At 36.3% G+C, this 25,373-nt stretch carries 16 protein-coding genes and 5 tRNA genes; 18 read left to right on the top strand and 3 right to left on the bottom strand.

Annotated features, from left to right (window positions below; genetic code table 11):
- Nucleotides 1-11: 11 nt before the first annotated feature.
- Entirely contained in the window at nt 12-2,366 is a 2,355-nt protein-coding gene (locus JAZ75_RS02755) for an ABC transporter permease (RefSeq protein WP_208700139.1), read from the bottom strand.
- A 115-nt stretch (nt 2,367-2,481) separates the two neighbouring features.
- Nucleotides 2,482-3,735, bottom strand: coding sequence for an efflux RND transporter periplasmic adaptor subunit (locus tag JAZ75_RS02750; RefSeq protein WP_208700137.1), 1,254 nt, complete (start codon nt 3,733-3,735; stop codon nt 2,482-2,484).
- A gap of 312 nt (nt 3,736-4,047) precedes the next feature.
- Here JAZ75_RS02750 and JAZ75_RS02745 point away from each other — a divergent pair, with 312 nt between their 5' ends.
- From JAZ75_RS02745 to JAZ75_RS25935, 4 genes are all read left to right on the top strand, one after another.
- Nucleotides 4,048-5,355, top strand: a complete 1,308-nt coding sequence (locus JAZ75_RS02745) for a TolC family protein (RefSeq protein WP_183915907.1) — start codon at nt 4,048-4,050, stop codon at nt 5,353-5,355.
- Nucleotides 5,356-5,459: 104 nt separating this feature from the next.
- Entirely contained in the window at nt 5,460-6,821 is a 1,362-nt protein-coding gene (locus JAZ75_RS02740; RefSeq protein WP_208700135.1) for a sigma-54-dependent transcriptional regulator, read from the top strand.
- Nucleotides 6,822-6,824: 3 nt separating this feature from the next.
- Entirely contained in the window at nt 6,825-8,144 is a 1,320-nt protein-coding gene (locus JAZ75_RS02735; protein ID WP_208700133.1) for a sensor histidine kinase, read from the top strand.
- 362 nt (nt 8,145-8,506) lie between these two features.
- A complete protein-coding gene (locus JAZ75_RS25935) occupies nt 8,507-9,034 on the top strand; it encodes a hypothetical protein (RefSeq protein ID WP_232789344.1) in 528 nt (175 codons plus the stop codon).
- A 72-nt stretch (nt 9,035-9,106) separates the two neighbouring features.
- On the opposite strand, the gene JAZ75_RS02725 is transcribed toward JAZ75_RS25935, so the two are convergent.
- Entirely contained in the window at nt 9,107-10,270 is a 1,164-nt protein-coding gene (locus JAZ75_RS02725; protein WP_208700131.1) for a BamA/TamA family outer membrane protein, read from the bottom strand.
- A 459-nt stretch (nt 10,271-10,729) separates the two neighbouring features.
- Between JAZ75_RS02725 and JAZ75_RS02720 the strand changes: the two genes are divergently transcribed.
- The 14 genes from JAZ75_RS02720 (at nt 10,730) to rpoC (ending at nt 24,108) form a co-directional block, all read left to right on the top strand.
- A tRNA-Thr gene (locus JAZ75_RS02720) sits at nt 10,730-10,802 on the top strand.
- A gap of 21 nt (nt 10,803-10,823) precedes the next feature.
- A tRNA-Tyr gene (locus JAZ75_RS02715) sits at nt 10,824-10,904 on the top strand.
- Nucleotides 10,905-10,960: 56 nt separating this feature from the next.
- Nucleotides 10,961-11,033: transfer RNA gene (locus JAZ75_RS02710), tRNA-Gly, on the top strand.
- 94 nt (nt 11,034-11,127) lie between these two features.
- Nucleotides 11,128-11,199 (top strand) — tRNA-Thr (locus JAZ75_RS02705).
- Between the two features lie 56 nt (nt 11,200-11,255).
- Complete coding sequence (gene tuf / locus JAZ75_RS02700) at nt 11,256-12,440, top strand: elongation factor Tu (protein ID WP_045752394.1); 1,185 nt, start codon at nt 11,256-11,258, stop codon at nt 12,438-12,440.
- Between the two features lie 164 nt (nt 12,441-12,604).
- Nucleotides 12,605-12,675: transfer RNA gene (locus JAZ75_RS02695), tRNA-Trp, on the top strand.
- 19 nt (nt 12,676-12,694) lie between these two features.
- Nucleotides 12,695-12,889 (top strand): preprotein translocase subunit SecE, encoded by a 195-nt coding sequence (secE, locus tag JAZ75_RS02690; RefSeq protein WP_031288930.1) that lies wholly within the window; start codon nt 12,695-12,697, stop codon nt 12,887-12,889.
- A gap of 18 nt (nt 12,890-12,907) precedes the next feature.
- A complete protein-coding gene (nusG, locus tag JAZ75_RS02685) occupies nt 12,908-13,453 on the top strand; it encodes a transcription termination/antitermination protein NusG (protein WP_132773503.1) in 546 nt (181 codons plus the stop codon).
- A 186-nt stretch (nt 13,454-13,639) separates the two neighbouring features.
- Entirely contained in the window at nt 13,640-14,083 is a 444-nt protein-coding gene (rplK, locus tag JAZ75_RS02680) for a 50S ribosomal protein L11 (protein WP_045752391.1), read from the top strand.
- Between the two features lie 22 nt (nt 14,084-14,105).
- The gene (rplA, locus tag JAZ75_RS02675) at nt 14,106-14,804 is read left to right on the top strand and encodes a 50S ribosomal protein L1 (protein ID WP_021191049.1); all 699 of its coding nucleotides are present in this window, start codon (nt 14,106-14,108) and stop codon (nt 14,802-14,804) included.
- 2 nt (nt 14,805-14,806) lie between these two features.
- Nucleotides 14,807-15,325, top strand: a complete 519-nt coding sequence (gene rplJ, locus JAZ75_RS02670) for a 50S ribosomal protein L10 (RefSeq protein WP_183915899.1) — start codon at nt 14,807-14,809, stop codon at nt 15,323-15,325.
- Nucleotides 15,326-15,405: 80 nt separating this feature from the next.
- Nucleotides 15,406-15,777 carry a 50S ribosomal protein L7/L12 gene (gene rplL / locus JAZ75_RS02665; protein WP_183915897.1) on the top strand — a complete coding sequence of 124 codons (372 nt, stop codon included), beginning with the start codon at nt 15,406-15,408 and terminating at the stop codon, nt 15,775-15,777.
- Nucleotides 15,778-15,946: 169 nt separating this feature from the next.
- A complete protein-coding gene (gene rpoB, locus JAZ75_RS02660; RefSeq protein WP_183915895.1) occupies nt 15,947-19,756 on the top strand; it encodes a DNA-directed RNA polymerase subunit beta in 3,810 nt (1,269 codons plus the stop codon).
- Nucleotides 19,757-19,830: 74 nt separating this feature from the next.
- The gene (gene rpoC, locus JAZ75_RS02655) at nt 19,831-24,108 is read left to right on the top strand and encodes a DNA-directed RNA polymerase subunit beta' (protein WP_208700129.1); all 4,278 of its coding nucleotides are present in this window, start codon (nt 19,831-19,833) and stop codon (nt 24,106-24,108) included.
- Nucleotides 24,109-25,373 lie beyond the last annotated feature (1,265 nt).

Below are 25,373 nucleotides of genomic sequence, written 5' to 3'. Positions count from 1 at the left end.
ATTGTTTGTAATTATTCATTTCTTAATGAGTTTATTGGGTTTGCTTTTGCGGCTTTCATAGAAATTTTAGCGATGGTAATAAAGGCTAATATCATAGTTATGGCGGCGGTAAGTAAAAATACCCAATAATTTATACTCGTTCTATAAATGTAATTTTCTAACCATTTAGATAGAATTAACCATGAAATAGGAAAAGCAATGAGGAAGGAAATTCCGATTAAGAGGAAGTAATCCTTAACAATAATCAATAAAATATTATTTACTGTTGCTCCTAATGTTTTTCGAATTCCAATTTCTTTTACTTTAAGCTCCGTTGTAAAAACAATCATCCCTGCTAGCCCCATACATGAAAGAATGATAGCGATAATCGTTAATATGGATATTAATTTACCACTAACAAGATCTGTTTTATAAAGCTTATCAAAGGATTCATCTAAGAAGTTGTACTGAAATGTATAGTCTGGGTTGTACTTTGCCCAAAGTCGTTGCACTGCAGCGACTGCTTTTTGAGTCTCGTTTGGAGAGGCTTTTACATACATACCACCTAATGCAAAGCCATTCCCCAAGAAAAACACACATGGCTTTATAGCTGTTTTTAAATCAGTAAAATTAAAATCTTTCATCACTGCTGCGATGATCATATTCTTGCCATATAGTTCAATGCTCTTTCCAATAGGATCTTTTATCCCCATTTGCTGAATAGCAGATTCATTTAGATAGACATAGTTACTATCCGAGGCTGTTCCTGTGAATCCTTTTCCATCAACTAGTGGAATGCCCATTACCTTAGTGAAGTTGCGATCAATTCCCACCTGAGTAATAAAGAAGTTGGTTTGATTAGCTGTTTTTCCTTTCCAGCTAATATCAGCAGTTTCCGACCCAAAATTAGTTAAATCGCTACTAGCGGCAGTGACACCTAAAATCCCAGATTCCTTTTCTAAGTCATTGCGGACTGCTTCATAATGGGGAAGGAAGTTTTTTTGTTCAAATAAGAAAACATTTTCTTTATCGTATCCGAGATCTTTTTTTCTCATAAATTGTATTTGTTTTTCAAATACAATACTGCCAATAATGAGCATAACAGTGCTTGTTATTTGCACGACGATTAATGTTTTACGAATAATGCTTTTTCCAGATTTAGATGGATCGCTAGACTTAAGTAAACCTGAAAGTTTTTGACTTGAAAATAATGTAGCTGGATATATACCCGCTAATAAAATTGAGGTGATAAAAGTTATAAGAATAACAAAATAGAGTTCAATCGATCTGAATGAAAAGTGCAGTTGCTTCTCTGCTAATTGATTAAAAAATGGCATCAATAAGTAAGCAATTAGGATCGCCGAAAACATTGAAATTGCAAATACGATGATTGCTTCAAATATATATTGGAAAAATAAATGTTTTTTAGAAGCGCCAATTATTTTTTTAAGACCGATCTCCTTGCTTCTTTTCGTTGCTTTAGCGGTGACCAAATTAACATAATTAACACATGCAATACTTAGGATAGCTAAGCCCAATATTAAAAAAGTATATACTAATAGAATTCTTTTACCTTCACCCGTCGGGCTGTATAATGTTAAATTTTGAATGTTCTGCAGACGATATTCAAATTTATTATATAAACCGCCTTGCGCATTTTCATCATCAGTTCCGAATTTGCTTTTCTGAATTGTAGTTAATTGTTTGGAGATATCCTTTGCTTCAGTATTAGAATTTAATAGAATAAATGTAGTGGTTTGGAAATTACCCCATTCGCTTTCAAAATCTTTACCTTTAATTCTTCTTAATAAATTATAGGGTAGGATGAAGCTGCCCTTAAGGGAGCTATTCTCAGGGAAATCTTTAATAACTCCAGAAACGTTGAATGCTTCATCTCCTGTTTTTAGAATCCAATCCAATTCTAATTGAATAGATTGTCCAATAGGATCTATATTCTTAAATAGTTTTTTTGCTAATGTTTCTGTAATGATAATTGAATGATCTGATGGAAATAAATTTTGATCATTCTGAAGATCAATATTAGGAGTGAAGATTTCTATGAAAGAATTATCAGCAAATATACCCTCCTCATTAAATTGACCAAGTGTCGTTCTAAAGGAAGTGAATGCTGATTTCTGTATTCTACAGATTTCTTCAATACCTGTAATATCTGTCTTAATGTGATTTGCAATTACAGCAGGACTTGAATATGTGAATTTATCTAAATCTTTATCGAAACGGGCAACGAGTTGATAGGTTCGGTCAGATTTTTTAAAACTTCTGTTATAGGTAACTTCATCTGTAATCCATAAAGCGATCAAAATAACAGCAACTAAGCTTATGGTTAATCCAAATATTAATAAAATCGTGGATTTCTTATCCTTCATTAAGGACCTGATTCCGAATTTAAAATTTTGTATAATCATAATTTTTTCTTCTAAAATTTGAAGATCGCTGCTGAGGAACTCCAACAATTTATAGCAGGAGTTCCAATTACAGTTTCTATTTTTTAATATTTAACTCCTGTACTTTATCATAAGTCTCATAGCTGGATACAATTACTTTATCACCAGGTTGTAAGCCTTTAATGACTTCATAATATTCAGGATTCTGTCTTCCCAGTTGAATATCCACACGGTAAGCAGTATTTCCATTTTTATCCAGTTTAAAGATCCAATTACCACCGGTCTGCTGATAAAATCCTCCTTTTGCAAGTAATATTGCTTTGGTCTCGTCACTCAAAGCCAATCTGATCTGTAAAGTCTGCCCCCTACGGATACCCTTAGGAACCTCATTGATAAATTCCATATCGACCTGAAACCGTCCATTTGTTACTTGCGTATATACTTTTTTGATTCTTAACTTATATGCTTTATCACCAATCGTGAATTCACCTTGAAGATCCGGGAAAATTCGATTGATATAATGCTCGTCAATATCCGCACGAACCTTAAACCCCGTAAGTACGTCGATCTGTCCAAGACGTTCACCTGCATTTTTATTTTGTCCAATCTCAGCGTCAAATGATGTTAATTGACCATCTACAGGAGAACGAACGATCAAATCACCGATTTTTCTCTTCATCAATTCAAGAGCACTTTGTGTACGTTGATACGTTTCTTTATCCTGATGCGCTTTTTGATTGGTCGAAACCTCATCCTGTTTTAGGATTTGTTTTGTTAAGTTAACCCGTTCTTTTTGGTAGTTATATTCATTTTTTGATTTTTCAAATTCTTGTGATCCTATCGCTTTTTCATTCAATAATTTTTTATTTAATTGATATACACGTTCAGCCTCTTTATAAGCCTGTTCTACATCTGCCATCTGGTTACGGTTATTGATCGAAACCTGTTGTGCATTGGTTTGGGCAATCTGTGATTGTGTCAAGAGGTTTAAAACCTGTGTTTCCTGTTGAATAAGAGTAAGCTCCTGATCGGTATTGGACAACCGCATGATTGGATCTCCCTTTTTTAAGGTCGCACCATCTTCTACATATTTTTCCTCCACACGGCCTCCAACAGAAGCATCTAAATAAATACTGCTAATAGGAAGAACAGATCCATTGATTGGAATGAATTCCTGAAAATTGTCTTTTTTAATCTCAACGATGGAAATACGATCTGCTTCTACATTCAACTTGCTGTTACCGCTTGTAAAATAAAAGCTTGCGGCTATAAGGCCGACCAAACCTGTAATTCCGACTAAGGTTAATATGCGTTTGTTATTCCACTTCTTCTTTTCTAAAGGTCTGTCCATAATACGTTTCAATTTTGTTATTATCTATGAAAGATGTGCCATAAATGTAATGTGTTGATATTCATAATATTATTATCTTTTAGCTGTTTGTTTAGTGTTCGTAATCGAACACTTATTGTTCGGCTACGTACAACTTGATAATTGAGCCGTTTTTTTTCATATAAAATGAGTCTATTATTGAAGTGTTCGCTTTCGAACACCTGAATGTACGAAGATGAACATATATGATTACTGGTTATTGTTATTTGGTTGATAATTAGCGATTTGTTTGTTTGGCATGGCCTGTGGTTAAAGATTTGGAAAATATGAAATATGAAACGAATCTTTATATACGGTTTGTGTTTTCTTTATAGCTTGACTTTTGTCCGTGCGCAAGTTCAACAGCGCTCGTTGAATGAATGCATACAGTTGGCTATAAAAGCAAATCCGGCTTTAATGCAGAACGAACTAGATGTAAGAAGGGCGGACATTAATTTGAAACAGGCAAAAGCAAATCGACTGCCAGATGTCAATGCAGGTTTAAATCATGGTTTTAGTACTGGACGTATTCTGGATAAGGCTGTGAATCAATACACAACTACAAACAACTCTTCGGGAGGAGCTTCTTTAGGAGTAAATGTTCCTGTGTTTAACGGATTTCGAATTTTGCATGATGTACGTATGAAAGCTGATGCAAAAACTGCCAGCAAGTTGGAATTCGATTCGAGAATAAATACGCTTAAACTGGATGTGATCGAATCGTTTATTCAGATTTTGACGGCTCAAGATGTATTGAAACAGTCCGAATTGCAAACTGAGGTGACCAGGGAACAGGTGCGTAGGGCAGAAGTACTTCATAAAGAAGGTGCAATTGCACCGGGAGATTATTTTGATCTGAAAGGACAATTGGCGAATGATATCAATGCGATTGAAAATAATAAACAGATTTTGTATGTCAATAGACTGAGGTTATCTACTTTATTGAATGTAGATGAAACAAGTCTGGGCGAGTTGAAAGCAATCGAATTTAAACAGGATGCCGAAATTAAAACTGCAGCGCAATTGTTTGATGCTGCAAGTGAGAATTTGCCAATTATACCAGCACTGGATTGGCGGATCAAGGCTGCTGAACGCAATATTAAAGTGGTGAAATCAAATTATTGGCCATCCTTGTCTTTCAGTGCAGGTTTATCTACAAATTATTCAAACGGTGCTGATTTTGGTTATTTTAAGCAATTCAACAATAATTTAGGGAAGTCAATTGGACTCAATTTAAACATTCCGATCTTCAATCATCTCGCTGTATATAATCAAGTGAAATTGGCTAAATTAGATTTGGAATCTGCCAAATTTCAAAAAGATGTTAGTCTCAATGAATTACGTACCGAGACTGCTAAGGCTGTTTTTAATTTGAAAAATGTCAGTAATAACATCGTTCAATTGCAAGAACAGCAACAAAGTTATTCGGAATCATTTCGTATTGCACAGGTACATTTTGAGGCAGGAAATAGCAATTCCGTACTGTTCTTAACAGCAAAGAATAAATTGGACAGTAGTCAGATTCAGTTGCTTGTCAAGCAATATGAATGGTTGCTTCAAAAATATATCAATGATTATTATGCAGGCTCGTTGAATTTATAGTTATCTTAGTATCTGAATAAAAGCATGCATGAGTATTCTTTTATAATTATGAACAATAAATTACTCATGATAACCTCATTGCTAGTGCAGAACAAATTATTTTAATGAAAAAGTCAGCAGTTTTAGTCGTCGATGATGACCATGATTTATTAACAGCAGCACGTATATTACTCAAGCCCAAAGTGAGCCATGTGCAAGTAGAATCTAATCCAGAAAATCTCATGGGACATCTGGATAAGATGTCTTACGATCTGGTTTTACTGGATATGAATTTTAAAAGTACAATCAATACGGGTAATGAAGGATTGTTCTGGTTGTCACGGATAAAAGAAAAATATCCAAATATTCGGGTTATCATGATTACAGCGTATGGAGCTGTTGACCTAGCCGTGAAATCGCTCAAACAGGGAGCTTCAGATTTCGTGGTAAAACCATGGATTAACGAACATCTATTGGCTACAATAGAAAGTGCGCTGACAGAAAATAAAAATCAAGACAAAAAAGTTAAAAATTCGCTTTTAACGTTGGACGGTGTTCCCGATTTAATTGGGCAGTCGGTCGTAATGGATGAGTTGCAATATAAGTTAGAGAAGATTGCTCCGACAGATGCAAACATATTGATTTTAGGAGAAAATGGTACTGGAAAGGATCTGATCGCACAGGCCATTCAGAAACGTTCACTTCGTGCCAATGATGTCTATGTGAAAGTAGACGTAGGCTCTTTAACGGAAAGTTTGTTTGAAAGCGAATTATTTGGATATAAAAAGGGAGCTTTTACGGATGCACGGGAGGATCGTCAAGGTCGGTTTGAAGCGGCCAATGGAGGGACTTTGTTTTTGGATGAAATTGGAAATATCTCGCTGCAGCAACAGTCTAAATTATTGACCGTCCTTCAAAATCGTTATGTGACGCCATTAGGATCACATCAGATGATTCCTGTCGATATCCGCCTCATAACAGCTACAAATGCAGGATTGAAAGTACTAGCTGATGAAAATAGATTCCGAAAAGATCTGATTTACCGGATCAATACCGTAGAAATACAGGTTCCACCTTTACGACATAGGGGACATGATATTCAGCTTCTCGCAGAACATTTTTTAAACGTTTATGCTAAGAAATATAATAAACGGATTGACGGATTTGAAGCAGATGCCATAAAAAAACTCTTTTCTTATCATTTTCCGGGTAATGTGCGAGAATTACAATACAGCATTGAACGCGCGGTGATTATGGCCGACCAAGCGAGTATTAGCGGTAACGATATCTTTTTTTCCCCAATTGAGCAACAGCCCGAAGAAAGTTCATTTGACACGAGCATTGCTGGTACAAATTTGGAAGAATTAGAAAGAAAAGCGATTAAAGCGGCGATAGACCGATTTAATGGAAATATAAGTAAAGCTGCAAAGGAGTTGGGACTGACACGGGCAGCCTTATACAGAAGATTGGAAAAATATGATATCTAAAGAATGAAAGGTAATCGATTCTTTAATCTAGTTAAATTACTGATTTTGTTGGCAGGATGTGTGATCGATGCCTTTCTGGTGTTTAAGGGTTTTTATACCTATGCTGTTTTGATTTTTATTCTGCTTGCCTGCTTAGCTTACAGCGTCTATCAGCAAATCCACTTTTTATCGCAGCAAGTGGTCGAGTTTTCCGAGGCGGTGAAATACCATGATTTTACACGTAGATTCGTTGTTAAAAATGCGAAATCAACGGAAGGTAGACTTTTTACCTCTTTTAATCAGATTAACGACACCTATAAGGAGATCAGCATGGATAAGGAGATCCAGCATCAATATCTCGATAAGGTTATTAATATGCTAAATTCGGCTATTATTTTCTATCAATTGGATAGCGGAAAAGTGATGTGGGTAAATGATGCTTTTAAGCAATTGTTTCATATGCCACATTTAGGAAATATTTCTGCCCTAAAGAAAAAACACGAAGAATTGTACGAAAAGACCATGCGTTTGGATGTTGGACAGCAACAAATGGAATCTGTACAGTCAAAAAAAGGAAAGATAAAGTTGCTTATTCAGAGTTCTAGCTTTGAAACACAAGACGCGGTCTTTCGGATTGTCGTCTATCAAAACATCAATGAAGCGATGGATGAGACCGAAACGAAAGCCTGGCAAAAGCTTTTAAGGGTGTTGACGCATGAAATCATGAATTCAATTGCTCCGATCAGTTCGCTAGCAGAGACTTTAAACGGAAGGCTAAATCATTTCAGAGGACAGGAAGATATAGAGGATTTAAAAGTAGGAATTTCGACCATCCAACGCAGAAGTCAGGGACTTTTGCATTTTGCTAAAAGTTACAGGATGATCAATAAGGTCGACGAACCTTCGCTGGTTCCCATTTCTGCAGCACAGCTTTTTGAACATATTTACCAATTATTGGAACCAACAATTCTTCAAAAGAATGTGGATGTAGATATTATTTTGAAGAATACCCGCTTGATTCTTCACGCTGATGTTAATCTGATTGAACAGGTTATCATCAATTTGATGTTAAATGCTATTGATGCCGTTAAATTAAATGACAACCCTTATATCAGTCTTTCTGCCATAGAAGCCGATGGTAAGATACAGGTGAGGATTGAAGATAATGGAATTGGTATACCCAGTGATCTGCAAGAACAAATTTTTACACCATTTTTTACAACAAAGAAAACCGGTACAGGTGTTGGCTTGACCTTGAGCAAGCAGATTATGCTGCTGCACAAAGGGACGATTTTTGTTAATAGTGAAGAAGGAAAAGGAAGTGTTTTTATCTTACAGTTTTAGATCATTCCTTGCTATTGACTTATTTTATTGCTAACAATTCTACGCTGGTTAGCCCTATACTTCTGTGTTTTATCATCAGCTATTCACGAATGTTCCATGTGAAATATTTCCTGTTTTATACTTTTTTAGAGAAATGAAGGTAGATCATGTTGTTTCTTAATAGGAAATATGTATAGACCTTATTGTTATTTTCTAAAGGATTTATAGAGCTTTTATAGAGGTTTGATAGGGGGTTCATAGAGGTAAAGCTCTATAAACCCTCTATTAATGCTAAGTAAAATGAGTATAAACGCTGAAGAAATATCCAATAAGCTACACAGGTGATCCAAATATGTATAACTCTATGTACATTTGTCCTCGAAATGCAGTTTTATCTAAAATATTTACGTCATTACTTAATCTCTCATAGCCGTCATGGGACTCATTCACCGTTTGTATATAAATTGGTTGATGAAGTTCTTTATCGAAAACCTACTGTTGAAGAATTGAATGCAGTGCCATTATTCTATAAGAGGGCAGGGAAGAAGGCTATCAAAAAATATTTATTTCTAGAACGTTTGTTGCGGACATTTGCCTTTAGAACCTTTAAATTAAGAGGTAAAATGGTCCAGCAGGATCTTTTAGAATTATTTAGGCAAATAAGAAGTGATGACTTCCCTAGGGTTATTTATTATATTGATACCGATGAGGATTATCTATCTGTATTGGAGGATGTTGATGAACATGCTATTTTAATTATTGAAGAGCCACATGCTTCTAAAAACAATGAAAAATACTGGGACCTACTAAAACAAGCTGAAATGGTAGTCGTGACTATTGATCTTTTCCATTTAGGATTGGTTTTCTTTAAAAAAGGTCAAAGAAAAGAAGATTTTCTCATTCGTTTTTAAGAGAAGAAGTATTTATGAAATTGATCATCACTTATTCGGAAAAGATGATCAATTAACTATTGGTATGTTATTTTAAAATGCTTCGCTAAGAGAAAGGTAGAATCCCGATTGTCTTTTTTCTCCAGGCCGCTGTTCGCCGTAAGCGTAATCAATTCGAATATTACTATTATGTTCTAAGCTGAAAAAATAACGAAAACCTCCTCCATAGGATGGAATAAATCGAGCATTATATTCCTTTGAAAAGACAGATCCCACACCTGTAAACGCTGCTGCTGCAAATCTGGGATGAAACCGGTAACGTAATTCTGCTTGTGATGCCAGATAGTTTTTATCTTTATACCGACCGATATAGTATCCACGCATCATCATATCACCACCTAAATCTCTATAGGCGTAATATGGAATGGTTTTGCCAAAGGTAGATCTATAAATAGCCTGAGCAGCTAATGTTAGTTTGGGATGAAGAGGAAAAAATGCACGCAGATCAGCGTCAAAATTGCCACCTTCGAAATCTTCTTTTGTCCATAGTTTTGGAGCATAAGCTAGCTTAGCTCTTGCGTAATATCCTTGAGTCGTGTAGGATACATTGTTTCTGCTGTCAAAAAGCTGTGAAATACCCAGCAGTAACTGCTGGCCACCTTTTTTTCCTAGTAATAATGCGTCGTCAAAGATACCGTCGATTTCTTTGTCCCTAAATTGTACATAATCATATTGTATATTGACACCAGCGTAATATTTGGAAGCAATTCTTTTTTCTATCTCTAATTTAGCACGAAAAAGTTTCTGACTGATGAGATCTTCATCCGCTTTTTTTGTATCCATACCTATACCATAGTAATTCGAGGGCCAATTGCGGTATCGGAGCTCTGAAATAATGTGATAATCATTATTATCTGTCCAAATATCAGCTTGTAATTTAATATTGGATTGTTTTTTAGTTGTATAGGTACCCATTAATAAAATGTTTGATGACCTAATACTTGAATCTTTTTTGTTAAAATAGAAATTGTAATTGCTGGCGATTCCATATTCAGCACCTGTCTCTTGCGCATATCCCAAAGCCGGCAATACCATGAATACGCCCGATCTTGTTGAGTCCTTTGAGGTCGAAAAAACTTTTTTCGTAACTTTTTCTATTATATTTTGAGCTTTTACAATATGTGTATCGGTGATGAAAACAATGAATAGTATTGAAACTAGTATTTCGATCACTTTACGCTGATCTCGATTTTGCATGGCCAAACTTAGATAAATTTGTTTTATTTACAATTTTAATTGCGTCATATAGATAACAAATTTATCGATTAACATTTATTTTTTAGGCTTTATGATGGAAGCTCTGTTCTGGATCTCGATCTGTCAAGGATAATAATCTAGCCTATGCAATACTGAATTTTGCACCCGTGTTATTAATTGTCTTATTTCGCTTGAAATTTATTTATCTGCGTATCAGTAGTGTTGTGAAAAAGTAGCGTTTTTTTTAAAAAAATATTTTTGTAATGTGGGTTTAGTGTATATCTTTGCATCAGCAAACAAGGAAATAGCGATGCTAACACAGAAAGTTTGATAGTTCTTTTAAGAGTGAAAAAAAATAAAAAAAAAGCTTGCAAGTGTCAAAATTAAAATAGATATTTGCACTCGCTAAACAAAAGAAATTGAGTTTAGAGATTAGAAAGAAAGCTTTTAAATAAAGACGCCTCTTTAGCTCAGCTGGTAGAGCAACTGACTTGTAATCAGTAGGTCATTGGTTCGATTCCGATAAGAGGCTCAAACATAACTTTATAGTTATGGGGGGGTTCCAGAGCGGTCAAATGGGACGGACTGTAAATCCGTTACTTCGGTTTCGAAGGTTCGAATCCTTCTCCCCCCACACTAAACAGTTTGCGTACTGTTGGTAGGTGAAAATCTAAATAAAACGCAAACAAAGCGGAAGTAGCTCAGTTGGTAGAGCGATAGCCTTCCAAGCTATAGGTCGCGAGTTCGAACCTCGTCTTCCGCTCAAATTTTTAAGTATTGATTTTTAGTCTCTGTCTTCTTTGATAATATTATATCTAAAGGTGGAGGCATTAATCTGTAAACAGGATTTTCGAAAAGCCGAAGTAGCTCAGGGGTAGAGCACTTCCTTGGTAAGGAAGAGGTCGTGGGTTCAAATCCCATCTTTGGCTCGTACAACATTGTATAACAAGTATAGAAATATTTATAATTACTAATTCGCATAAACATGGCAAAAGAGAAATTTGACCGTAGTAAACCACACTTAAACATTGGTACAATCGGTCACGTTGACCACGGTAAAACTACTACAACTGCAGCTATTACTAAAGTATTAGCAGACGCAGGTTTATCAGAAGCTCGTTCATTTGATTCAATTGACTCTGCTCCTGAAGAAAAAGAGCGTGGTATCACGATCAACACTGCACACGTTGAGTATTCAACAGCTAACCGTCACTATGCACACGTTGACTGTCCAGGTCACGCCGATTATGTGAAAAACATGGTTACTGGTGCTGCTCAAATGGATGGCGCTATCATCGTAGTTGCTGCTACTGATGGTCCTATGCCTCAAACACGTGAGCACATCTTATTAGGTCGTCAAGTAGGTATCCCTGCTTTAGTTGTTTTCTTAAACAAAACTGACTTAGTAGATGATGAAGAATTATTAGATTTAGTTGAAATGGAAGTTCGTGAATTATTATCATTCTACGATTATCCAGGAGATGATGTTCCAGTAATTAAAGGTTCTGCTTTAGGTGCTCTTAACGGTGAGCCTGAGTGGGTTGCTAAAATTATGGAATTAATGGATGCTGTTGATAACTACATTCCAATTCCTCCACGTTTAACTGAATTACCTTTCTTAATGCCAGTAGAGGATGTATTCTCGATCACAGGTCGTGGTACTGTTGCTACAGGTCGTATTGAAAGAGGTGTAATCAACTCTGGAGATCCAGTTGAAATCTTAGGTATGGGTGCTGAGAACTTAAAATCTACAGTAACTGGTGTTGAGATGTTCCGTAAAATTTTAGATTACGGTGAAGCTGGTGATAACGTAGGTTTATTGTTACGTGGTATTGAGAAAACTGATATCAAACGTGGTATGGTTATCTGTAAACCAGGATCAGTAACTCCTCACGATTATTTCAAAGCTGAGGTTTACGTTTTATCAAAAGCTGAAGGTGGTCGTCACACACCATTCTTTAACAAATACCGTCCTCAATTCTATTTCCGTACAACAGATGTAACTGGTGAGATTTCATTAGCTGAAGGTACTGAGATGGTAATGCCAGGTGATAACGTTACGATCACTGTTAAATTGATCTCTCCTATCGCTATGGAAAAAGGTCTACGTTTCGCTATCCGTGAAGGTGGTAGAACTGTAGGTGCTGGTCAGGTAACTGAAATTTTATAGTCTTTTAAGATTCTAAAATCACATATAATAAGCTAATCAGTTCATACTGATTAGCTTATTTTTTCAGTCCAGATTATTGATTAAAAAACAATAAAAAAAGATTAAAAAAATTTGCAGGGAATAGTTTAAAACACTATATTTGCATCATCAAAATAAGATAATACACGGGAATAGTTCAACGGTAGAATAGAGGTCTCCAAAACCTTTGATCAGGGTTCGAATCCTTGTTCCCGTGCTTAATAAATAAACTGAAAATGGCAAAAGTACTTGATTTTTTTAAAGACTCTTATGTCGAAATTACAGAGAAGGTTACTTGGCCTACTTGGGGTCAATTACAAAACTCCGCTGTAATTGTACTTGTTGCTTCTGTTATAATAGCGTTATTGGTTTTTGTAATGGATAAAGCTTCAAGTAACGTATTAGAGTTATTGTACGGTATTGCTTCTTAATTTCATCAAACATTATTTATGGCAGATCAAAGTTTAAAATGGTACGTAGTTCGTGCAGTGAGTGGTAAGGAGAAGAAGGTAAAGCAATATATCGATGCCGAAGTTAGCCGTTTAGGAATTGAGCATTTGATTACTCAAGTGTTGATTCCGATGGAGAAGTACTATTTGATGCGTGATGGAAAGAAAGTGGCTAAAGAGCGTAACTACTATCCTGGATACGTTTTGCTAGAAGCTGCTTTAGATGGTGAGTTGGAACACATTATAAAAGGAGTTAATAGTGTCATTGGATTTTTAGGGGATAAAGCAGGTAATGCTATTCCGTTACGCCAAGCTGAGGTTAATCGTATTCTAGGTAAAGTAGATGAGATGGCTGAGCAGGGTGAGACAATTAATGTACCATATTACGTTGGTGAGACAGTTAAAGTGAATGATGGTCCATTTAATGGTTTCACAGGTGAGATCGAAGAAGTTCATGAAGATAAGAAAAAACTGATTGTAATGGTGAAAGTTTTCGGAAGAAAAACACCATTGGAATTAAACTACATGCAAGTAGAAAAAGAATAATAAAAAGAGCAAAGTACAACTTTGCTCTTTTTATGTTAAAATAAATTTGCAAATAGATTTAATTCTATATATCTTTGCACCTCATTTGGTGGTTAAACGCAAGTTAATAACCAGGTGAAATAATAAATGTTACGTTATTTGCTTCCAACTTACTAACAAACATTTAATAATTTAATTCAAAACAAGATGGCAAAAGAAGTCAGTGCGTTAGTAAAATTACAAGTTAAGGGCGGAGCTGCGAATCCATCTCCACCAGTAGGGCCTGCTTTAGGTGCTAAAGGTGTGAACATTATGGATTTCTGTAAACAGTTCAACGCTCGTACGCAAGACAAACCAGGAAAAGTATTGCCTGTTGTCATTACAGTTTACGCTGATAAATCTTTTGATTTTATCATTAAAACTCCACCAGTTGCTATTCAATTGAAAGAAACTGCGGGTTTAAAAAGCGGTTCAGGTGAGCCTAACCGTAAAAAAGTAGCTTCAGTTACTTGGGAACAAGTAGAAGTTATTGCTAAAGATAAAATGGTAGATTTAAACGCGTTTACTTTAGATGCTGCTATGAGAATGGTAGCTGGGACAGCACGTAGTATGGGTATTACTGTATCAGGTAATGCTCCTTGGAACAATTAATTAAGAAATCAATTTAAGAAAAGTGGCTAGATTAACAAAAAATCAAAAAGCGGCACTATCCAAAATTGAAGCTGGTAAAGCATACTCTTTAAAAGAAGCTGCGGCTTTAGTTAAAGAAATCTCATTGACCAAATTCGATGCTTCTGTGGATATCGACGTTCGTTTAGGCGTAGATCCCCGTAAAGCAAATCAAATGGTTCGTGGTATTGCAACTTTACCTCACGGAACTGGTAAAACTGTACGTGTTTTAGTTTTATGTACTCCTGATAAGGAAGAAGAAGCTAAAGCAGCAGGTGCTGATTTCGTAGGTTTAGATGAGTATATCAGTAAAATTGAAGGCGGTTGGACTGACGTTGATATCATTATTACAATGCCTAGTGTGATGGCTAAAGTAGGTAAATTGGGTCGTATTTTAGGTCCAAGAAACTTAATGCCAAATCCTAAAACTGGTACTGTAACTACAGAAGTAGGTAAAGCAGTAACAGATGTTAAAGGCGGTAAGATTGATTTCAAAGTTGATAAAACTGGTATCATCCATACTTCAGTTGGTAAAGCGTCGTTCGATGCAGACAAAATTTATGAAAACGCATTAGAGGTATTACAAACTATCTCTCGTTTAAAACCGTCTGCAGCAAAAGGAACATACTTTAAAAGCATTCACATTTCATCAACTATGAGTCCTGGTATTCATATTGAGACTAAATCAGTAGCGGGTATTTAATCATGAGAAAAGAAGAAAAACAAGAAATTGTTCAAGCTTTGGCAGAGCAGATTAAATCTTACGGTAATTTCTATATTACTGACACTTCTGAATTATCGGTAGAGAAAGTGAATGGCATTCGTCGCAAATGTTTCGAAAGTGATATTGAAATTAAAGCTGTTAAAAACACTTTAATCAAAAAAGCATTAATCGAAGCTGGTGTTGATTCAGAAGAGATCTTAGGAGCATTGAAAGGTGCCTCTACAATGATGTTCTCTGAAGTAGCAAATGCTCCAGCGAAATTAATCCAAGCTTTACGTAAAGAAGGTGATAAACCTTTGTTAAAAGCTGCTTATATCCAAGAAACTGCATTTGTAGGTGACAATCAGTTGAAAGCATTAGTGAGTCTTAAATCTAAAAATGAACTCATCGCTGACGTTATCGCTGCATTGGAATCTCCTGCTAAGAATGTTATTTCAGCTCTTCAATCGGGTGGAAATACAATTTCAGGTTTAGTAAAAGCTTTAGAGCAAAGAGGTTAACGAATACTCTTTTATAATAAAACATTCGTACTATTATTAATAACAATTTTTCATAACGACATTCAAAAATTCAAAATAAAATGGCAGATTTAAAACAACTTGCTGAGCAGTTAGTAAACTTGACAGTAAAAGAAGTTAAAGAACTAGCTGATATCTTAAAAGACGAGTACGGTATCGAGCCTGCTGCTGCTGCTGTTGCAGTTGCTGCTGCTCCAGCTGAAGCTGCTGCTGCTGAAGAGAAAACATCTTTCGATGTTATCTTGAAAGAAGCTGGTGGTGCTAAATTAGCTGTAGTTAAATTAGTAAAAGATTTAGCTGGATTAGGCTTGAAAGAAGCTAAAGATTTAGTAGATGGCGCTCCTAAAGAAATCAAAACTGGTGTTTCTAAAGACGAAGCACAAGCGTTGAAACAACAATTAGAAGAAGCTGGAGCTGTTGTTGAGATTAAATAATCTTATCTAACAAGCCCTCAAAAGGTTTAGACTCTGACGTAATTTCGTTAGAGTCTATTCCTATTTATGATATTTGACTACTAGTCTATGTGTGTGCTGAACATAGTCGAGATGTAGTAATAACAGCATAGTTAAGCTCAGTTTTTTTAAAACTAAAATTCATATCCCCTTGGCAAACAATAATATTCAACAAGAAAGAGTAAATTTTGCGACAAGCAGGAAAGTTCTGGAATATCCAGATTTCTTAGATGTGCAATTGCAATCTTTCAAGGAGTTTTTTCAATTAGAAACTACTTCTGACAACCGCCATCAGGAAGGGCTGTTCAAGGTATTCTCGGAAAACTTCCCTATTTCTGATTCTAGAAACATTTTTGTGCTCGAGTTTTTGGATTATTTTATTGATCCTCCTCGCTATGATATACAAGAATGTATCGAACGTGGGTTAACTTATAGCGTTCCTCTAAAGGCGAAGTTAAAGTTATCATGTAATGATGAAGAACACGAAGATTTCGAAACTATTGTACAGGACGTATATTTGGGAACTATCCCATATATGACACCGAAAGGTACTTTCGTGATTAATGGTGCGGAGCGCGTAATCGTATCTCAATTACACCGTTCACCTGGCGTTTTCTTTGGTCAAAGTAGACACACAAATGGTACTAAACTATATTCTGCAAGGGTAATTCCTTTTAAAGGATCTTGGATCGAGTTTGCAACTGACGTTAATAACGTTATGTATGCTTATATCGACCGTAAGAAAAAATTCCCAGTTACTACTTTATTACGTGCTATCGGTTATGATTCGGATAAGGATATCTTAGAATTATTTGATCTTGCTGATGAAGTTAAAGTTAGTAAATCTGGTCTTAAGAAATACGTTGGTCGTCGTTTGGCGGCAAGGGTATTGAAAAAATGGATTGAAGATTTCGTTGATGAGGATACAGGTGAAGTTGTATCTATTGACCGTAATGAGATCATACTTGAACGTGAGACTGTTTTAGAAGAAGATCACATTGATTTGATCATCGACGCTGGAGTAAAATCTATTATTTTAGCGAAAGAAGATGCATCTAACAATGCTGACTATTCAATTATATATAACACATTACAAAAAGATACGTCTAACTCTGAGAAAGAGGCAGTAGAGCACATCTACCGTCAATTACGTAACGCTGAACCACCTGATGAGGAAACTGCTCGTGGTATCATCGACCGTTTATTCTTCTCGGACAAACGTTACGATTTAGGTGATGTTGGTCGTTACCGCATTAACCGTAAATTGAAATTAAATACTCCTGATGAAACGAAGGTATTGACTCGTGAAGATATCATCGCTATCGTGAAGTATTTGATTAACTTAATCAACTCTAAAGCTGAGGTGGATGATATTGACCACTTATCTAACCGTCGTGTACGTACTGTAGGTGAGCAATTATACGCGCAATTTGGAGTAGGTCTTTCTCGTATGGCACGTACTATTCGTGAACGTATGAACATTCGTGATAATGAGGTTTTCACACCGACAGATTTAATTAATGCACGTACGTTATCGTCTGTTATTAATTCTTTCTTTGGTACTAACCAGTTATCACAGTTCATGGATCAAACTAACCCTCTTGCAGAGATCACGCACAAGCGTCGTCTTTCAGCTTTAGGTCCAGGTGGTCTTTCTCGTGAGCGTGCTGGTTTCGAGGTTCGTGACGTTCACTATACGCACTACGGTCGTTTGTGTACAATCGAAACTCCTGAGGGACCAAATATTGGTTTGATTTCTTCATTAGCTGTTCACGCTAAGATTAATAATTTAGGTTTTATCGAAACGCCATACCGTCGTGTTGAAGATGGTCGTGTTGTGGTTGAAGAACCTGTACATTATTTATCTGCTGAGGACGAAGATGAGAAAACAATCGGTCAAGCTAATGCACAATATGATGATAATGGTAATTTTATCGATGCTAAAGTAAAAGCTAGATATTTTGGTGATTTCCCGGTAATCGAACCTACACGTTTGGATTATATGGATGTTGCACCTAACCAAATTACATCTATTGCGGCTTCATTAATTCCTTTCTTGGAGCATGATGATGCCAACCGTGCATTGATGGGATCAAACATGCAGCGTCAAGCTGTTCCAATTTTACGTCCACAAGCACCTATCGTAGGTACTGGTCTAGAAGGCCGTGTTGCGAAAGATTCTCGTACATTAATTAATGCAGAGGGTGATGGTGTGGTTGAGTATGTAGATGCGGATGAGATTAAAATTCGTTACGACCGTACTGATGATGACCGTTTAGTGTCATTTGATGACGACGTGAAAACATATAGATTGATCAAATTCAAGAAAACCAATCAGAATACTTGTATGAACTTAAAACCTATTGTAGGTAAAGGGCAACGTGTGACTAAAGGTCAGGTATTATGTGAAGGTTATGCAACTGAAAATGGTGAATTAGCATTAGGACGTAACTTGAAAGTTGCATTCATGCCTTGGCAAGGATATAACTTTGAGGATGCGATCGTAATTTCTGAGCGTGTAGCAAAAGAAGACTGGTTTACTTCTCTTCATATTGAAGAGTTTGAATTGGAAGTTCGTGATACAAAACGTGGTGAAGAAGAATTAACAGCAGATATCCCTAACGTTTCGGAAGAAGCGACTAAAGACTTAGACGAAAACGGTATCATCCGTATTGGTGCTGAGGTTAATGGTGGTGATATCTTGATTGGTAAAATCACTCCAAAAGGTGAGTCTGATCCTTCTCCAGAAGAGAAATTATTACGTGCAATCTTTGGTGACAAAGCGGGTGACGTTAAAGATGCTTCATTAAAAGCTTCTCCTTCATTGAAAGGTGTTGTTATTGATACGAAGTTGTTTGCACGCGCTAAGAAAATGTCAAAAGAAGTTGAGCGTAAAACATTAGAGAAATTAGAAACAGCGCATGAAAGAGCTGTTAAGATTTTGAAAGAACGTTTAGTAGAGAAATTGTTTACAGTTGTAAATGGTAAAACTGCTCAAGGTATCTATAATGTATATAAAGAATTATTAGTAGCGAAAGGAGCTAAGTTTACACAAAAAATCTTAGCTGAATTAGACTACAATAATATCAACCCTACAGGTTGGACAACTGACGAAGATAAGAATGAAATGATTAAAGCTGCTTTACACTTCTATAACATTAAGTTAAACGAAGAGTTAGGTGCTTTCAAACGTGATAAATTCGCAGTTTCTGTCGGTGATGAATTGCCATCAGGTATCGTTCAAATGGCTAAAGTTTACGTTGCTAAGAAACGTAAATTGAAAGTAGGGGATAAGATGGCTGGTCGTCACGGTAATAAAGGTATTGTTGCACGTATTGTACGTGATGAAGATATGCCTTTCTTAGATGATGGAACACCAGTAGATATCGTGTTAAACCCATTAGGTGTACCTTCTCGTATGAACTTGGGACAGATTTACGAAACTGTTTTAGGTTGGGCTGGTCAAAAATTAGGTGTTAAATTTGCAACTCCTATTTTCGACGGTGCTGAAAAAGAAGAGGTAGAAGACTGGGTAGCTAAAGCTGGTTTACCTGCTTCAGGTAGAACTTACTTGTACAATGGTTTAACGGGTGAGCGTTTTGACCAACCAACTACAGTTGGTGTGATCTATATGTTGAAATTAGGACACATGGTTGATGATAAGATGCACGCTCGTTCGATCGGACCATACTCATTGATTACACAACAACCATTGGGTGGTAAAGCTCAATTCGGGGGTCAGCGTTTTGGTGAGATGGAGGTTTGGGCATTAGAGGCATTTGGTGCATCTAATATCCTACAAGAAATCTTGACTGTGAAATCGGATGATGTTGTTGGTCGTGCGAAAACTTACGAGGCTATCGTAAAAGGAAACAATTTACCAACTCCATCTGTACCAGAATCGTTTAACGTATTGGTACATGAGTTACGTGGTTTAGGTTTAGATATCACATTGGATTAATTAAGCAAAGTGAAGTTTTAGTGATCGCTATGATCACTAAAACTTCTTCATAAAGCTTTAACTTTTGAATAAGTATGTCTTACAAAAAAGATAATAAAATTAAAAGCAACTTTACATCAATTACTGTAAGCTTGGCGTCTCCAGAAACAATTTTAGAGCGTTCAAGTGGTGAAGTTGTAAAACCGGAAACGATTAACTATCGTACCTACAAACCAGAACGTGATGGTTTATTCTGTGAGCGTATCTTTGGTCCTGTAAAGGATTATGAATGTCACTGTGGTAAATACAAACGTATCCGTTACAAAGGTATCGTATGTGACCGTTGTGGTGTTGAAGTTACGGAGAAAAAAGTACGTCGTGAGCGTATGGGACACATTTCATTAGTGGTTCCTGTTGCTCATATCTGGTACTTCCGTTCTCTTCCAAATAAAATTGGTTATTTATTAGGTCTTCCTACCAAGAGACTAGACATGATTATCTACTACGAAAGATATGTAGTTATTCAGGCTGGTATTAAAGAGGATGATGGTATCAACTATATGGACTTCTTGACTGAAGAAGAATATTTAGATATTTTAGATACATTACCGAAAGAAAATCAATATTTAGATGACAACGATCCTCAAAAGTTCGTTGCTAAAATGGGTGCTGAAGCGTTAGAAGAATTATTGAAACGTATTGATTTAGATAAATTATCTTATGATTTGCGTCATCAAGCGGCTAACGAAACTTCTCAACAACGTAAAAATGAGGCTTTAAAGCGTCTTCACGTTGTAGAAGCATTCCGTGGTTCTAGAGATCGTATTGAGAATCGTCCGGAGTGGATGATTGTTAAAATCGTTCCTATTATTCCACCGGAATTGCGTCCATTAGTGCCTTTAGATGGTGGTCGTTTTGCGACTTCAGATTTAAATGATTTATACCGTCGTGTTATTATCCGTAATAACCGTTTGAAACGTTTAATTGAAATCAAAGCGCCAGAAGTAATTTTACGTAATGAAAAACGTATGTTACAAGAGGCTGTAGATTCATTATTCGATAACTCACGTAAAGTTAACGCAGTGAAAACTGAAGGTAACCGTGCGTTGAAATCATTATCTGATATCTTAAAAGGTAAACAAGGTCGTTTCCGTCAAAACTTATTGGGTAAACGTGTGGATTATTCGGCTCGTTCGGTAATCGTCGTTGGACCGCACTTGAAATTACACGAGTGTGGTATCCCTAAAGATATGGCAGCAGAACTTTACAAACCGTTTATCATTCGTAAGATGATCGAACGTGGTATCGTTAAAACTGTAAAATCGGCTAAGAAAATTGTAGATCGTAAAGATCCAGTTGTTTGGGATATTTTAGAAAACGTGTTGAAAGGTCACCCGGTATTATTAAACCGTGCACCTACGCTTCACAGATTGGGTATTCAAGCTTTCCAACCTACGTTAGTAGAGGGTAAAGCAATTCAATTACACCCATTAGTGTGTACAGCGTTCAACGCCGATTTTGATGGTGACCAAATGGCAGTCCACTTACCTTTAGGTAATGCTGCAGTTTTGGAAGCACAAGTTTTAATGTTGGCTGCTCACAATATCTTAAATCCTGCAAATGGTTCTCCAGTAACAGTACCATCTCAGGATATGGTTTTGGGTCTTTATTATATTACTAAAGGCCGTAAGAGCACACCAGACCATATCGTTCATGGTGAAGATATGATTTTCTATTCTGCTGAAGAGGTTATTATCGCTTTAAATGAGAAGAAAATTGATTTGCATGCTTTTATTAAGGTAAAAACTAAAATCAGAACAAAAGACGGTAGTATTGTTGATACGTTATTAGATACAACAGTTGGTCGTGTTATCTTCAACCAGGTTGTACCTCATGAAGTAGGTTTCATCAACGAGTTATTAACGAAGAAATCTTTGCGTAATATCATTGGAGAAATTGTGAAAACTACGGGTATGGCTCGTGCTGCACAGTTCTTGGACGATATGAAGGAATTAGGTTTCCAAACGGCCTTCAAAGGTGGTTTATCGTTTAACTTGCAAGATTTGAACATTCCTGCTGCTAAAACTGACTTAATTCAACAAGCTACTAACGAAGTTGAAGAAGTAATGAATAACTATAACATGGGTTTCATTACTAACAACGAACGTTATAATCAAATTATCGATATTTGGACACGTATCAACAATAAGTTGACATCACACGTAATGGATATCTTATCGAATGACAACCAAGGTTTCAACTCTGTATATATGATGCTTGATTCTGGGGCGCGTGGTTCGAAAGAGCAAATTCGTCAGTTGTGTGGTATGCGTGGTTTGATGGCTAAACCTCAGAAATCTGGTTCAGCTGGTGGTGAAATTATTGAGAATCCGATTTTATCAAACTTTAAAGAAGGACTTTCAGTATTAGAGTACTTTATCTCTACCCACGGTGCTCGTAAAGGTCTTGCCGATACGGCATTGAAAACTGCCGATGCGGGTTACTTAACACGTCGTTTACATGACGTTGCACAGGATATGATTGTTATTACGCAAGACTGTGGAGGTTTAAGAGGTATTTACACAACTGCATTAAAAGATAACGATGATATTGTAGAACCGTTATACGATCGTATTTTAGGTCGTGTTTCATTATACAATGTATATGATCCTGAAACAGGTGAATTACTCGTTTCTGAAAATGAAGATATTGAAGAAGCTGTTGCTGAACGTATTGAAGCTTCAGGTATTGAGGGGGTTGAGATCCGTACCGTATTAACATGTGAGTGTAAACGCGGTGTATGTGCTAGCTGTTACGGTCGTAACTTGGCATCTGGTAAACGTGTTCAATTGGGAGAGGCTGTCGGTGTAATTGCAGCGCAATCAATTGGTGAGCCAGGTACACAGTTAACGCTTCGTACTTTCCACGTCGGTGGTACGGCTTCTAACATTGCTGCTGAGTCACAAATCTCTTCTAAATATGCTGGTACTGTAGAATTTGAAAACCTACGTACAGTATCTCAAGAAGGTGAAGACGGTACGCATCAAGTAGTATTGGGTCGTTCAGGTGAGATTAAAATTTTGGATGAAACTAAGAAAATTGTATTCCAACAAAATATCCCTTACGGTTCTCAATTATTTGTAGAAGAAGGCAGTCAAGTAGCTAAAGGTGATAAATTAGTAGCATGGGATCCATACAATGCTGTTATTATCTCTGAGTTTGCCGGTAAAGTTGAATTTGATGCAATTGTTGAAGGTGTAACTTTCCGCGAAGAGTCAGATGAACAAACGGGTCACAAAGAGAAAGTAATTATTGAAACTCGTGATAAAACGAAGAACCCTGCGATTAAAATTTTAGATAAAAAAGGTGAAGTAATTCGTACATATAACATTCCAGTAGGAGCTCACGTTTCTGTATCGGACGGTGTAACTGTTAAAGAAGGTGGTATCTTGGTTAAGATTCCTCGTTCTACAGGTAAAACGCGAGATATTACAGGGGGTCTACCTCGTGTAACTGAATTATTCGAAGCGCGTAATCCTTCTAATCCAGCAGTTGTAACTGAGATTGATGGTGTTGTAACTTTAGGTGGTGTTAAACGTGGTAACCGTGAGATCTCTATTGAGTCACGCGATGGCCAAATTAAGAAATACCTAGTTCCACTTTCGAAACATATCTTAGTACAGGATAATGACTTTATTAAAGCAGGTATGCCTTTATCGGATGGTTCGATCTCTCCAGCAGATATCTTATCAATTAAAGGTCCTTCGGCAGTACAGCATTATATCGTAAATGGTATTCAAGAGGTATACCGTCTTCAAGGTGTAAAAATTAATGATAAACACTTTGAGACGATCGTTCACCAAATGATGCAAAAAGTGAATATTGAAGATCCAGGAGATACACGTTTCTTAGAAAAAGAAGCTGTTAACAAATGGGATTTCATGGAAGAAAATGATTCACTTTACGACAAGAAAGTTGTTGTTGATGCGGGTGACTCTAATGATTTACGTCCGGGACAGATCGTTTCATTACGTAGATTACGTGAAGAAAACTCTAGCTTGAGACGTCGTGATCAAAAACTAGTAGAGGTACGCGATGCTATTCCAGCAACTTCAAGTCCTTTATTACAAGGTATCACTAGAGCTTCGTTAGGAACGAAATCATTTATCTCTGCAGCATCATTCCAAGAGACTACTAAAGTCTTGAACGAAGCAGCTATTGCAGGTAAACGTGATAATTTATTAGGATTGAAAGAGAATGTAATTGTGGGTCACTTGATCCCTTCAGGTACAGGTCTTCGTCAATACGGTAATATTATCGTTGGTTCACGTGAAGAATATGATCAATTATTGGCTTCGAAAGAAGAAGATTAATAATTTATTAATAATACTTAAAAGGGTTGCAAATTTTATTTGCAACCCTTTTTTTTTACAATATTATACTACGACTCTTGTATATATACAGGTTGTTGCTGCAACCTGGTTAAAGAATGAATACTATGTGGTTCCTGCTACCTTTTGGTGAATAGGCATTTACTACTTTTTGAGAAACATCAGCAAAGCCTTAATCTACGCATAGTATACTGAATTCAGTTGCAACAGAGGTAACCACTTAGTGTTGATGATCGTTCAACGTCAATTCGAATGTTTCGATGAAATAGTCATCATCAGGAGTGATTGAGTAGGGGGAGACCCAAGAAAATAGCACGCCATGTTGCATCAGATAAATCGATGTGCCGTTCCAGATAAGATTTTCGTTCATTATGTAAAAGTTTTTGTTACGGATAAGCGGTAAGTGAAGATCTTTTGATGGTCCACATATCGGGTGCTAAAAGTTAATTTACCGAAATGTACATTCCTTATTAAATGATCGGATATTTTCCGTTATTGATAAAAGATTTGCATTAAATGCTTACCTGAGCAGATGTGTATTGGATCTCGAATCATTGTTTTTCTCAGATTAGCAATATTTTTTTGAGCATTATACCAATACATATTATGGTATTGCAGCAATTAGTCATTGAAATGGAGTTCAAGTATAGCAGTCCAAAACACCTTATAAAAGAAGGAACCAGTCCTTTTTTATTCCAGATGTCTTGCTATTGATCTATAGCTTATAAATGAATCATCCAATGTTACAGTTAGTTAACCTTATTATGGAGAAATAAGCGAAAAAAGATTAGGAAGTGATTATAAAAAGTCGCTATCTTTGCACCACTCCGCAAGGGAGGAACGGCTGATCCGAAAGGATGGGCACTGAAAAAAGAAGGGTTTAATGAAGATTAAACGCAGAAACATCAGGAAAACAAAAAAATAAATTTTCACATTTATTTTGGAGAAACCAAAAAGATTTCTACCTTTGCAGTCCCAACGGAAACGAAGGGAAACAGAAACAAGATCGATAACGGCGCAATGCCGACATCATAAAAGCCGAAGCGAGATGCGGAAGCGACAGAAGTTCTTTAAAAATATAATCATGTAACGTAACGAGTAGTGTTGAGAAACAACGAAAGTTAAAAAAAATCAACCTGTTCAATTTTAGAATTAGAAATTAAAATACAAGACAATTCTATTTATTATAAATAGTCTTGATCTTACACTTCATTTTACAATGGAGAGTTTGATCCTGGCTCAGGATG

This window comes from Sphingobacterium sp. UDSM-2020 (genome assembly GCF_016132525.1).
Classification (GTDB): Bacteria; Bacteroidota; Bacteroidia; order Sphingobacteriales; family Sphingobacteriaceae; genus Sphingobacterium; species Sphingobacterium anhuiense.
The sequence above is the reverse complement of the archived record's forward strand: the minus strand, read 5'-3'. Positions and strand labels throughout refer to the sequence as shown.

Coding starts and splice junctions, on each gene's coding strand:
- JAZ75_RS02755 (WP_208700139.1), bottom strand. CDS start 2,366: ATGAAGGATAAGAAATCCACGATTTTATTAATATTTGGATTAACCATA.
- JAZ75_RS02750 (WP_208700137.1), bottom strand. CDS start 3,735: ATGGACAGACCTTTAGAAAAGAAGAAGTGGAATAACAAACGCATATTA.
- JAZ75_RS02745 (WP_183915907.1), top strand. CDS start 4,048: ATGAAACGAATCTTTATATACGGTTTGTGTTTTCTTTATAGCTTGACT.
- JAZ75_RS02740 (WP_208700135.1), top strand. CDS start 5,460: ATGAAAAAGTCAGCAGTTTTAGTCGTCGATGATGACCATGATTTATTA.
- JAZ75_RS02735 (WP_208700133.1), top strand. CDS start 6,825: ATGAAAGGTAATCGATTCTTTAATCTAGTTAAATTACTGATTTTGTTG.
- JAZ75_RS25935 (WP_232789344.1), top strand. CDS start 8,507: ATGCAGTTTTATCTAAAATATTTACGTCATTACTTAATCTCTCATAGC.
- JAZ75_RS02725 (WP_208700131.1), bottom strand. CDS start 10,270: ATGCAAAATCGAGATCAGCGTAAAGTGATCGAAATACTAGTTTCAATA.
- tuf (WP_045752394.1), top strand. CDS start 11,256: ATGGCAAAAGAGAAATTTGACCGTAGTAAACCACACTTAAACATTGGT.
- secE (WP_031288930.1), top strand. CDS start 12,695: ATGGCAAAAGTACTTGATTTTTTTAAAGACTCTTATGTCGAAATTACA.
- nusG (WP_132773503.1), top strand. CDS start 12,908: ATGGCAGATCAAAGTTTAAAATGGTACGTAGTTCGTGCAGTGAGTGGT.
- rplK (WP_045752391.1), top strand. CDS start 13,640: ATGGCAAAAGAAGTCAGTGCGTTAGTAAAATTACAAGTTAAGGGCGGA.
- rplJ (WP_183915899.1), top strand. CDS start 14,807: ATGAGAAAAGAAGAAAAACAAGAAATTGTTCAAGCTTTGGCAGAGCAG.
- rplL (WP_183915897.1), top strand. CDS start 15,406: ATGGCAGATTTAAAACAACTTGCTGAGCAGTTAGTAAACTTGACAGTA.
- rpoC (WP_208700129.1), top strand. CDS start 19,831: ATGTCTTACAAAAAAGATAATAAAATTAAAAGCAACTTTACATCAATT.